Genomic DNA, 12,079 nt, shown 5'->3' on the forward strand with positions numbered 1-12,079 from the left:
CACCTCTTTCTTTCCGCGTCGACAAAAGTGGTGGGTTACGCTTCGCTAACCCACCCTACTTCTTTTTATCCGCCAGCTTCTTGATCGCTGCCTTGATCGACACGGCTGCATCGTCATAACCATCCCACGCCTTCGACCGCGACAGCAGGCCGGGCACGCTACGCAGCGTGTAGCGCTTCGGATCGAGATCGGTCTTCACCTGCGCCCAGGTGAGCGGCATCGACACAGTGGCACCGGCGCGCGCACGCGGCGACAGCGGGGCCACCGCCGTCGACATGCGATCGTTGCGCAAATAGTCCAGGAAGATCTTTCCCATTCGCAGCTTCTTCGACATGTTGAGCAGATAGCGCTCGGGATTGTCGTCCGCCATCCACTGGCAGACACCTTGCGCGAAGGCCTTGGCTTCTTTCCAGCTCACCTGGTCGCGCGCGCCATGTCGCAGCGGTACCACGACGTGCAGGCCCTTGCCGCCGGTGGTCTTGCAGAAGCTCTCCATGCCGATGTCGGTCAGCCGCTGCCGCATCTCCTTGGCGGCCTCGACGACGTCGGCGAAGACGACGTCGGGCGCGGGATCGAGATCGAACACCAGCCGGCCCGGAGTATCGTAGGCGTAAGGCGCGCAATTCCAGGGATGCAACTCGACGCCGCCGATCTGCGCCACGGCCGCGAGCCCCTCGATGCGATCGATCTGCAAATAAGGCTTGCGGTCGCCGGAGACCCGCGCGAGCTCCAGGAGGTTCGACGTGCCCTGCATGGCGTGGCGCTGGAAGAAGCATTCGCCCTTGATGCCGTCAGGGGCGCGGATCAGCGAACATGGCCGGCCCTTCAGGTGCACGATCATCCACTCGCCGACGGCTTCGAGATAGCGCGCGAGATCCAGCTTGGTGACGGGATCGCCATTGCCGTCGTCCGGCCAGAGCTCCTTGTCCGGCTTGGAGATGACGACACCCATCACTTCGGCACTGCCACCTTGCGCCGTTCGTGCGCCGGTCTTCGCTTGCGCGCGCGGCTTGGCACGCCGCTTGGTCGAGGGCTCGGCAAGCTCGGTATCGACCGGTGTCTCGGCCTCGACCTCCTCCGCCGGCTTGTCCTGCCGCAGACCCTTGAAGGCGGCCTGGCGGATGTTGCCGTCGGCAGTGAAGCCGGCGAACTCGATCTCCGCCACAAGCTCCGGCTTCAGCCAGTGCACCTCGCGCGCTTTTTTCGGTGCGTTCTTGCCGCCAAAGGGGCTTTGCTTGGCCTCCATAGCCTTCAAGGACGGCATGATGCGCTTGACCTTGTCGGCGCCGAAGCCGGTTCCGACCATCCCGACGAAGGCGAGATGATCGCCGCGGTGCACGCCGGCCATCAGCGAACGGAATTTACCATTGGTGGTCTTGTAGCCGCCGATCACGACCTCATGGCCGGCACGGCATTTGGCCTTGGTCCAGCTTTCTGTCCGCCCCGAACGATAAGGTGCGTCCAGCTTCTTCGACACCACGCCCTCGAGCTCGAGCTTACAGGCCGATTGCAGCACGGCGTCGCCGCCGCTTTCGAAATGCTCGACATAGCGAATCTGGCTCGATTTTTTCTTGCGTGCCTCCAGGAGCTCCTTGAGGCGGTCCTTGCGCTCCCCGAGCGGCAGCCGCCGCAAATCGAGGCGTTCGACGAACAGGAGGTCGAAAGCGAAGAAGATGAGCTCGTCGGTCTTGCCGTCCGAGAGCGCGGCCTGAAGCGACGAAAAGTTCGGTGCCCCATTGTGGTCGAGCGCGACGATCTCGCCGTCGATCATCAAATCCGGCAACGCGCCCGCTTCCTTCGCGATGCTTGCGAATTTTTCGGTCCAGTCGAGGCCTTTGCGCGTCTTCAACGTCGCCTTGCCGCCCTCGACCCGCAGCTGCACGCGGTAGCCGTCGAACTTGATCTCGTGGCACCAGCCATCGCCACCCGGCGGGCGCTCGACCGAGGTGCAGAGCTGCGGCGCGACGAAATCCGGCATCTCCGCCTTCTTCGCGGTCGTCGCGGTTGTGGCTTTCTTCTTTGCCGTCTTGCCGGTCTTCAACGCCGCGCGGGGTGCCGGCTTGACCGTGCGCTCTTTCGCCTCGTCCGCCCGGTTGGACTGCCAGACCGCGTCGGCCTTGGCCTTGGTGCCCTTCGCCAGCATGAACGGTTTTGGCGCCCGGCCTTTGCCTCCGGCGATCTGCTCCATCGCACGGCCGGAGGCGACCGACTTGTCCTCCTCGAGAATGTCGTTGTCTGCGCCCTCGCGGACATGTTCGTCGCGATGCTTGATCAAGAGCCAATTGGTCCGCTTGCCGCCGGTGCGGTCGTTGCGCATGCGCACCAGGACCCAGCTACCGTGCAGCTTCTCGCCATGCAGGGTGAATTTCAAATCGCCCTTCTTGAAACCGCGTTCGGGATCTTCGGATTCCCAGGTGCCGCGGTCCCACAGCATGACCGTGCCGCCGCCGTATTGGCCCTCCGGAATCGTACCCTCGAAGTCGCCATAGTCGAGCGGGTGGTCCTCGACCTCGACGGCCAGCCGCTTGTCGTGCGGATCGAGCGAGGGCCCTTTCGTCACCGCCCAGGACTTGAAGACGCCGTCGAACTCGAGCCGCAGATCGTAGTGCAGCCGCGAGGCGTCATGTTTCTGGATCACGAAGCGCCGCTGCTTCGATTGCGCCACCGCGGTCTTTCCCGACGGCTCCGGCGTCTTCTCGAAATCACGTTTCTGTCGATACTTGGAGAGCTTTTGCAGCACGACTGGTCCCGGATTCTCTTTCGGCGTGGAAGCCTATCACGGCCCGCACCCCACCCGGAACCAAAACCCCGCGGGACGGTTGGGGTTCCAAACTAACTCGAAGACGCTGGAGAACGGAATGGCACCGCGCGCCTATTGGAAGGGAACGTTGAAGCTCTCGCTGGTCAGTTGCCCCGTTGTGCTTTATCCGGCGACCACCGCGGCCGAGAAGACGCGGTTTCACATGATCAACCGCGAGACCGGCAACCGATTGAAGCAGCAGATGATCGACGCCGAGACCGGCGACGTCGTCGAAAGCGACCAGAAGGGACGCGGCTACGAGCTGCGCAAGGGTAAATACGTCGAGATCGAGCCGGAGGAGCTCGAAGCGGTCCAGATCGAGAGCAACCACACCATCGACATCGAGAGTTTTGTGCCGAGCGACGAGATCGACCAGCGCTATCTCAACCATCCCTACTACATCGCGCCCGACGGCAAGGCCGCAGTCGATGCCTTTGCCGTGATCCGCGACGCCATGAAGGACCAGGATCGCGTCGCGCTCGCCAAGATCGTGCTCACCAATCGCGAGCACATCATCGCGATCGAGCCGCTCGGCAAAGGTCTGCTCGGCACCACGCTGCGCTTCCCCTACGAACTGCGCGACGAAGACCAGTTCTTCGACGATATCAAGAGCCCGAAGATCACCAAGGACATGGTCGAGCTCGCGGGCCACATCCTCCAGACCAAGGCTTCCCATTTCGATCCCAGCAAGTTCAAGGACGACTACGAGAACGCGCTGAAGGCCCTGGTGAAGCGCAAGGCCAGCGGCAAGACGATCGAACTGCCGGAGCCCGAGGAGAAGCCGAGCAATGTCGTCAGCCTGATGGATGCGCTGAAGCAGAGCCTGAAGGGCCGCGGCGGGAAGAAGACCGCGGCCAAGTCCCATGCGCGCCGGGCGTCGGGGCGAACGCGCGCCGCGAAGAAGACGCATCGATCGACGGCGCGGCAGAGGAAGGCGAGCTGACCTGCTCCGTCATTGCGAGCGCAGCGAAGCAATCCAGTATCTTTCCGCGGAGGGATTCTGGATTGCTTCGCTGCGCTCGCAATGACGATGTTGATGCAGGCTTGCGCCGCCATTTCGGTCGTCATGCCCGGGCTTGTCCCGGGCATCCACGTTCTCGATGCCGCGTCAGGACGTGGATGGCTGGGACAAGCCCGGCCATGACGGATCGTCGCACGTGGGCAGCCTAATCCCCCGCCCTCAGCCGATACCCAATCCCCGTCTCCGTCAGCACAAATTGCGGCCGTTCCGGATCGGCTTCGATCTTCTGCCGGAGTTGGCGGACATAGACGCGCAGATATTGCGCATCCGTCAGTTCATCCCAGAGCTCCCTCAGCAGGAAGCGGTGGGTAAGCACCTTGCCGGCGTGCTGCACCAGCACACGCAGGAGGTCATATTCCTTCGGCGACAGTTTGACGTCGCGCTCGCCGACCTTGACGATCCGGCGCACCAGATCGACCGAGAGACCGCCGGCACGAAACACCGGGCGCTCGCCCTGGATCTGAAGCTGGTGCCTCAGCGCGGCGCGCAGGCGCGCCAGCAGTTCGTCCATGCCGAACGGCTTTGTCAGGTAATCGTCGGCACCGAGATCGAGCGCCTGCACCTTGCCGCCCTCGTCGCCACGGCTCGACAACACCACGATCGGCACAGCTTCATTGCGGGCGCGGATGGTACGCAACAAGTCGTGGCCCTGGATGTCGGGCAGGCCGAGATCGAGGATGATCAGCGCCGGATCCTCGCTGAGCTTCTCCAGCGCGGTCTTGCCGCTCGACGCCTCCAGGATCTCATAGCCCTGCGTCGAGAGCCCCATCCGCAGCAATTTGCGGATCGGCGGCTCGTCGTCGATGACCAGCACTTTGATCGGGGCAGCGCTCATGCGGCGGTATCCAATGCGCGGGTCCGGGCCGGAATGGGCAGACGGATGGTCAGAACCGCACCGCTCCGGTCGCCGCGATTCGCGGCCGAGATCGTGCCATGCATCGCCTCGACGAAGCCGCGGGAAATGGCGAGCCCGAGCCCGGTGCCGGGCCGGACATGGTCACCCTTCTGCACGCGATAAAACTTGTCGAACACGCTCTCGAGCTCCTCGGACGGAATGCCGTCGCCCTCGTCGGCAATCTGGAGCACCACATGATCGCTGTCGCGCCGGCTGCGAATAGAGACGGTCGCGTGGGGCGGCGAATATTTGGCGGCGTTGTCGAGCAGGTTGAACAGCACCTGCTCGAACAGCACCGCATCGAGCTGGAGCATAGGAAGGTCTGCGGCCAACTCCAACTCCACCTTGTGAGCGGCGAGGATCTTGGCTGCACGCCGGAGCGCGCTGCCGACGATCTCTCCGAGATCGTGCAACGCAGCGTTGGGCACGATGGCGCCGGATTCGAGCTTGGTCATGTCGAGCAGATTGGCGATGAAGCGGTTGAGCCGTTCGGATTCGTCGATCACGGTCGCGAGCAGGTCGCGCTTCTCAGTGTCGGAGAGCGCGCTGGCGAGATCGCGCATGGTCGAGGCCGCACCCAGCACGGATGCGAGCGGCGTCTTCAGGTCGTGTGAAATCGAGGTGAGCAATGCGGAACGCAGCCGCTCGGATTCGACGGAGCGCTTGACGCGATCGACGTCCTCGACCAGCAGCACGCGCTCGATCGCCAGCGCGCCCTGGTCGACCAGCGCGTCGAGCAGCCGGCGCTGGTCCGGCGTCAGCAAGGGACCGGTGCGATCGTCGTCAATGCCGATCACGCCGATCGGTCCGCGCCCGGTGCGCATCGGCAGGAACAGCCGCTTTGCGCCCGGCAGCGTGTCCGACCCGCGGCCTGCAGGCCGATCGTTGCTCCAGGCCCAGTTGGCAGCGGCAAGGTCGGCCTGATCGAGATCGTCCTCGGGCGGATAGCCCGACTTCACCGTGAGCAGGCCTTCGTCCGGCAACAGCAGCACCACGCGGACTTTCAGCATCAGCGCGATCTGGTAGGCGGTCGCCCACAGCACGTCGTCGAGCGTGCCGGTGCCGGCGAGCTTGCGGCTGAAAGCATAGAGCTGCTCGGTGGTCCGGATGCGGCCGATCGCAGCATCGGCCTGGGTGCGGACCCGCCCCGCAACATTCGACACCACGAACGCAATCAGCATGAAGAAAAAGAATGCCGCGACGTTGGTCGGATCGGTGATGGTGAAGGTATAGACCGGCGGCAGAAAGAAGAAATTGTAGGCGAGCGACGCTGCGACACTCGCAAGCAACGACGGCCACAATCCGTAGCGCACGGCAACCGTCACCACGGCGGTCAGAAACATCAGGTCGACGTTCTCAATGCCGAAATAGGGCTTGATGGCCACGGCGGCAGCGAGGCCAAGCGCGGTGATCCCGAGTGCCTTCAGGTAGGGTCGCGCATCGAACGGGTCCGATCGCGTTGCGGTCTGCACCGCCGTCTTCGGCGCCGGCTCGCTCGTGAGTTCGTCGCCAGGAATGACATGTACGCTGATATTCCCGGCGCGGCGCACCAGATCGTGCACGACGGAGCCGCGCGTCATCTCGAACCAGAGCGAGCGCGTCGACTTGCCGATCACGATCTGGGTGACGTTGTTGCCTTGCGCGAAGTTGACGACGTCGTCGGCGATGCGGCGGCCGACGCCCGGAATCGTCAGCGCCTCGCCGCCGAGCGATTCTGCGAGCCGCAGCGTATCGGCCAGCCGGTCGCGCTCCTCATCGGACATTTGCAGGGAGCGCCGCGTCTCGATCGACACCGCAATGAACGGCGCGTGCAGCCGGTCGGCCAGCCGCTTGGTGTAGCGAACGAGGCTGGCCGCGCGCGGATCTTCGCTGATGCAGACGAGGATGCGCTCGCCCGCGGCCCAAGGACCGGCGATCGCGTTCGCCTGCATGTGAGTGAGCAGCTGCTCGTCGACCCGTTCGGCCGTGCGCCGCAGCGCGAGTTCGCGCAGCGCGGTCAGGTTGCCGGGCGAGAAATAATGCTCCAGCGCCCGCTCGGCCTGCCTGGGGACATAGACCTTGCCCTCTTTCAGCCGCTGGATCAGGTCGTCAGGCGTGAGGTCGATCAGCTCGATGGCGTCTGCGCGGTCGAACACCGAATCCGGCACGGTCTCGCGTACCCGCACATGGGTGATCTGGGCGACGACGTCGTTCAGGCTCTCGATGTGCTGGATATTGACGGCGGTGTAGACGTCGATGCCGTGGGACAGCAGTTCTTCGACATCGAGATAACGCTTTGGATGGCGGCTGCCGGCGGCATTGGTGTGAGCGAGTTCGTCGACCAGCGCGATTTTCGGCCGGCGCGCGATCACGGCGTCGAGATCCAGTTCCTCGACAATCTGGCCGCGGTAATCGAGCTTCTTGCGCGGGATCACTTCCAGCCCGCGCACCAGCGCCTCGGTCTCGGCCCGGCCATGGGTCTCGACGAAGCCGACCACGACGTCGATGCCGGCCTTGCGCTTGGCGTGGGCGCTTTGCAGCATCTCGTAGGTCTTGCCGACGCCGGGAGCGGCGCCGACGAAGATCTTCAGCTTGCCGCTCACGCCTTCCTCCCGGCGCGCAGCTTCCAGCAGCGCCTCGGGCGAAGGACGTTGTTCGGGATCGCGGCGCTCTCGGACCATCAAGTCAATATAACATCCGCGCGGGCCTAGCCTAGACTACTTCGTGGCACGATCGAGCGCGAGATTCAGAGCCAGCACGTTGACGCGGGGCTCGCCGATCAGGCCGAGCAGACGGCCTTGGATGTTGGAAGCCACCATTTGCCTGACCTGATCCTCCGGCACGTTTCGCGCCTTTGCTACCCGCAGCACCTGGAATTGCGCCGCTTCCGGCGAGATATCCGGATCGAGGCCACTGGCTGAGGTCGTCACGAGGTCGACCGGCACGGCGGCATTCGGATTCTCGCCCTTGAGCTTGTCCACATCATCCTTCAGCCGGTCGGCCAGCGCCTTGCTGGTCGGGCCGAGATTGGAGCCGCCCGAATTGGCGGCGTTGTAGGGCGCCAGCACGGTCTTGGTCGAATCGCTCGGATCAGGGGCTACCGTCGCCGAGAGGCGGCCGTGGAAATATTTGTCGTCCTTGAACTCCTGCCCGATCAGGGCGGAGCCGATCACCTTGCCGTCCTTCTCGATCAGGCTGCCCTGCGCCTGCACCGGGAAGATTGCGCCGGCAATAGCGGTCATCGCGAGCGGATAGGCCAAGCCAGTGATGGCGGTGAGCACCAGCAGCAGGACAATGGCGGGGCGGATTTCTCTGAGCATGTTAGGTCTCCAGTTATTTCGCCATCTCGAGCGGAGCATCCCTGCCGTCGTTCCGGGGCGATGCGAAGCATCGAACCCGGAACCTCGAGATTTCGGGTTCGCCTCTCCGAGGCGCCCCGGAATGACAGAGAGATTCGCTCCTCGCAATGACGTTAAGCCAGGTGCAAGGCAACGACGACGAGATCGATCGCCTTGATACCGATGAAGGGAATGACGATGCCGCCGAGGCCGTAGATCAGCAGATTGCGCCGGAGCAGTGCGCCCGCGCCGACCGCACGATAGACGACGCCCTTCAGCGCCAGCGGGATCAGGGCGATAATGATCAGCGCGTTGAAGATGATCGCCGACAGGATGGCGCTCTGCGGGCTCGACAGGTTCATGACGTTGAGCACGTTGAGCTGGGGGTAGAACGCCAGGAACATCGCCGGGATGATCGCGAAATACTTCGCGACGTCGTTGGCGATCGAGAACGTGGTCAGCGCGCCGCGCGTCATCAGCAGCTGCTTGCCGATCTCGACCACCTCGATCAGCTTGGTCGGATTGGAGTCGAGGTCGACCATGTTGCCGGCCTCGCGAGCCGCCTGCGTGCCCGTGTTCATGGCGACACCGACGTCCGCCTGCGCGAGCGCCGGCGCGTCGTTGGTGCCGTCGCCGCACATCGCCACCAGCTTGCCCTTGGCCTGCTCGTCGCGGATCAGCTTGAGCTTGTCCTCGGGGGTCGCTTGCGCCAGGAAGTCGTCGACGCCGGCTTCCGCTGCGATCGCGGCGGCCGTCATCGGATTGTCACCGGTAATCATGACGGTGCGGATACCCATGCGTCGCAGCTCGGCAAAGCGCTCGCGGATGCCGCCCTTGACGATGTCCTTGAGCTGGATGACGCCGAGCAGCTTGCCGTCCCTGGCGACCGCCAGCGGCGTACCGCCGGCCTTCGATATGTCGTCGGCGATGGTCTGGATCTCGCGGCCGATGTCCGAGAACCCGGCGGGCTGGATGGAACGAGCCGTGTTGCCTGAGGCGACCGCCAGCGGTGCACCGCCACCGACATAGTTGAGGATCGCATCGACCGCGCCCTTGCGCACCGACGAGCCGCCGGCAGCGACACCGCTCATGCGAGTCTGCGCCGTGAATGGGATGAAGGTGGCTCCCAACTCGGCCATGTCGCGGCCGCGGATGCCGTATTTCTCCTTGGCCAGCACCACGATCGAGCGGCCCTCCGGGGTCTCGTCGGCGAGCGAGGCGAGCTGGGCCGCGTCCGCGAGCTCCTGCTCGGTGACGCCGCGCACCGGGCGGAAGGAGGTCGCCTGGCGGTTGCCGAGTGTAATCGTTCCGGTCTTGTCGAGCAGCAGCGTGTCGACGTCTCCGGCGGCCTCGACGGCACGGCCGGACATCGCCAGCACGTTGAAGCGGACCAGGCGGTCCATGCCGGCGATGCCGATCGCCGACAGCAGCGCGCCGATCGTGGTCGGGATCAGCGTGACGAACAGCGCGACCAGCACGACCACCGAGATCGAGCCGCCGGCATAGGCCGCGTAGCTCGGGATGGTGACGGTGGCGAACACGAAGATGATGGTGAGGCCGGCCAGCAGGATGTTGAGTGCGATCTCGTTCGGGGTCTTCGCCCGCTCGGCGCCCTCGACCAGCTTGATCATGCGGTCGATGAAGGTCGAGCCCTGTGCTGCGGTGATCCGCACGCGGATCCAGTCGGACAGCACCTGGGTGCCGCCGGTCACTGCCGAACGGTCACCGCCGGATTCGCGGATCACGGGTGCGGACTCGCCGGTGATGGCGGCCTCGTTGACGGACGCGACGCCCTCGATCACCTCGCCATCGGAGGGAATGGTATCGCCGGCCTCGACCAGCACAACGTCCCCCACCTTGAGGCTGGTGCCCGGCACGAGATTGAAGGCCTGGCCGGCGCCGGCCAGCAGCTTGGCCTGGCTCTCGGTGCGGGTCTTGCGCAGCGATTCCGCCTGCGCCTTGCCGCGGCCTTCGGCCACGGCCTCGGCAAGATTGGCAAACAGCACCGTGAACCAGAGCCAGACGATGATCTGGAAGGTAAAGCCGAGATTCGCGCCGCCCGTGACGAGATCGCGCAGGAAGATCACAGTGGTGAGCGCGGCCACGATCTCGACCACAAACATCACGGGGTTCTTGATCATCAAGCGCGGATCGAGCTTGGTGAAGGACGCGCGGATCGCAGGCACGACGATCTTGGGATCGAGCATCGCCGAGACGGACGCGCGTTTTTGCAGTTTCATGGTATCCATGGAGGTCACTCCAAAACAATCAGAAGGCTGTCGATCAGAACACTTGCTGTTCAGAAGATTTGCTGTTCAGAACACTTGTTGTTCAGAAGATTTGGCCGGCGTTCATCGCGAGATGCTCGACGATGGGACCGAGAGCGAGGGCAGGGAAGAAGGTCAGGCCGCCGATGATCAGGATCACGCCGACGACGAGGCCAACGAACAGCCCGCCGGTGGTCGGGAGGGTACCCGCGGACGGCGGGATGGATTTCTTGGCGGCCAGCGAGCCCGCAATCGCCATCGCCGGGATGATCATGAAGAAGCGGCCGACGAACATCGCGCTTGCCAGCGTGAGGTTGTAGAAGAAGGTGTTGCCGGTGAGGCCTGCGAAGGCCGAGCCGTTGTTGCCGGTCGCCGAGGTGAAGGCATAGAGCACCTCGGTAAAGCCATGCGGGCCGGCATTCGCCATCGAGGCGACCGCCGCCGGATAGACCACGCCGACCGCGGTCCAGCCGAGGATCATCAGCGGCAGCACCAGGATGGCCAGCATTGCCATCTTGACCTCGCGCGCCTCGATCTTCTTGCCGACATATTCCGGCGTGCGACCGACCATCAGGCCCGCCACGAAGATCGCGAGGATGACGAACAGCAGCATGCCGTACATGCCGGCGCCGACGCCGCCGACGACGATCTCGCCGAGCTCGATGTTGATCAGCGGAATCATGCCGCCGAGTGCGGTGAAGCTGTCATGCATGGCGTTGACAGCGCCGCAGGAGGCGGCCGTCGTGATCACGGCGAACAGGGAGGACGCCACGATGCCGAAGCGAACCTCCTTGCCTTCCATGTTGCCGCCGGTCAGGCCGAGCGCGTGCATGGTCGAAGTACCGTTGGCCTCCGCCCAATAGGTGATGGCGACCCCAGCGAGGAACAGCACGCCCATCACGGACAGGATTGCCCAGCCCTGGCGCTGGTTGCCGACCATACGACCGAACACGTTTGTGAGCGCGGCGCCAAGCGTGAAGATCGACAGCATCTGAATGAAGTTGGACAGCGCGGTCGGGTTCTCGAACGGGTGCGCCGCGTTGGCATTGAAGAAGCCGCCGCCATTGGTGCCAAGCATCTTGATCGCGACCTGCGAGGCGACCGGCCCGACCGCAATGGTCTGCTTGGCGCCTTCGAGCGTGGTGGCCTCGACATAGTCACCAAGCGTCTGTGGCATGCCCTGCCAGACCAGGAATAGCGTGTAGACGATACAGATCGGCAGCAGTACGTAGAGCGTACAGCGCGTGACGTCGACCCAGAAATTTCCGATCGTGCGCATTGAGGCGCGCGAGAAGCCGCGGATCAGCGCCACCGCGAGGGCGATGCCGGTCGCCGCCGACAGGAAGTTCTGGTGCGTCAGGCCAAGCATCTGCACGAGATAGGAGATCGTGCTCTCGCCGCCGTAGTTCTGCCAATTGGTGTTGGTGATAAAGGAGATCGCGGTGTTGAAGGACAAATCCGCGGCGACCGCCGACTGCCCGGCCGGATTGAACGGCAGTACATCCTGCAGCCGCATCACGCCATAGATGATGAGGAAGCCGCCGACGTGGAACAAAAGCATGGCGACCGTATAGGTCAGCCAATGCTGCTCGCGCTTCTCGTCGACGCCGGAGAACCAGTAGATGCCGGCCTCGATCGGACGCAGCACCGGCGACAGGAAGGTCCGCTCGCCGTTGAACACGCGCGTCATGTACCAGCCGAGCGGTTTTGTCAGCGCAACGATAATGACGCAGAAAAGAATGATCTGGAGCCAACCGATCACAGTCATGGAATTAACCC

7 protein-coding genes are annotated in these 12,079 nt (G+C 64.2%); 1 reads left to right on the forward strand and 6 read right to left on the reverse strand.

Features of this window, described 5'->3' with window-relative positions; translation table 11 throughout:
* Positions 1-55: 55 nt before the first annotated feature.
* Positions 56-2,740, reverse strand: a complete 2,685-nt coding sequence (gene ligD / locus GWG67_RS10535; RefSeq protein ID WP_275169289.1) for a DNA ligase D — start codon at positions 2,738-2,740, stop codon at positions 56-58.
* A 118-nt stretch (positions 2,741-2,858) separates the two neighbouring features.
* Here ligD and GWG67_RS10540 point away from each other — a divergent pair, with 118 nt between their 5' ends.
* A complete protein-coding gene (locus GWG67_RS10540) occupies positions 2,859-3,743 on the forward strand; it encodes a Ku protein (protein WP_275169290.1) in 885 nt (294 codons plus the stop codon).
* A gap of 223 nt (positions 3,744-3,966) precedes the next feature.
* Here the strand turns inward: GWG67_RS10540 and GWG67_RS10545 are convergent, their stop codons facing one another.
* The 5 genes from GWG67_RS10545 to kdpA form a co-directional block, all read right to left on the reverse strand.
* A complete protein-coding gene (locus tag GWG67_RS10545) occupies positions 3,967-4,656 on the reverse strand; it encodes a response regulator (RefSeq protein WP_275169291.1) in 690 nt (229 codons plus the stop codon).
* Positions 4,653-7,376, reverse strand: a complete 2,724-nt coding sequence (locus GWG67_RS10550) for a sensor histidine kinase KdpD (protein ID WP_275169292.1) — start codon at positions 7,374-7,376, stop codon at positions 4,653-4,655. Before GWG67_RS10550 ends, GWG67_RS10545 begins: the two co-directional genes overlap by 4 nt.
* A 36-nt stretch (positions 7,377-7,412) precedes the next feature.
* On the reverse strand, positions 7,413-8,015 hold the full coding sequence (locus GWG67_RS10555) for a K(+)-transporting ATPase subunit C (RefSeq protein WP_275169293.1): 603 nt from the start codon (positions 8,013-8,015) through the stop codon (positions 7,413-7,415).
* A gap of 152 nt (positions 8,016-8,167) precedes the next feature.
* Positions 8,168-10,282, reverse strand: coding sequence for a potassium-transporting ATPase subunit KdpB (kdpB, locus tag GWG67_RS10560; RefSeq protein WP_275169294.1), 2,115 nt, complete (start codon positions 10,280-10,282; stop codon positions 8,168-8,170).
* Between the two features lie 82 nt (positions 10,283-10,364).
* Positions 10,365-12,068 carry a potassium-transporting ATPase subunit KdpA gene (gene kdpA / locus GWG67_RS10565; protein WP_275169295.1) on the reverse strand — a complete coding sequence of 568 codons (1,704 nt, stop codon included), beginning with the start codon at positions 12,066-12,068 and terminating at the stop codon, positions 10,365-10,367.
* Positions 12,069-12,079 lie beyond the last annotated feature (11 nt).

It is taken from the genome of Bradyrhizobium sp. CSS354 (assembly GCF_029051725.1).
Classification (GTDB): domain Bacteria; phylum Pseudomonadota; class Alphaproteobacteria; order Rhizobiales; family Xanthobacteraceae; genus Bradyrhizobium.

Bases quoted from the DNA above. Each gene is read 5' to 3' on its own strand.
- GWG67_RS10540 (WP_275169290.1), top strand. From the start codon at position 2,859: ATGGCACCGCGCGCCTATTGGAAGGGAACGTTGAAGCTCTCGCTGGTC.
- GWG67_RS10545 (WP_275169291.1), bottom strand. From the start codon at position 4,656: ATGAGCGCTGCCCCGATCAAAGTGCTGGTCATCGACGACGAGCCGCCG.
- GWG67_RS10550 (WP_275169292.1), bottom strand. From the start codon at position 7,376: ATGGTCCGAGAGCGCCGCGATCCCGAACAACGTCCTTCGCCCGAGGCG.
- GWG67_RS10555 (WP_275169293.1), bottom strand. From the start codon at position 8,015: ATGCTCAGAGAAATCCGCCCCGCCATTGTCCTGCTGCTGGTGCTCACC.
- kdpB (WP_275169294.1), bottom strand. From the start codon at position 10,282: ATGGATACCATGAAACTGCAAAAACGCGCGTCCGTCTCGGCGATGCTC.
- kdpA (WP_275169295.1), bottom strand. From the start codon at position 12,068: ATGACTGTGATCGGTTGGCTCCAGATCATTCTTTTCTGCGTCATTATC.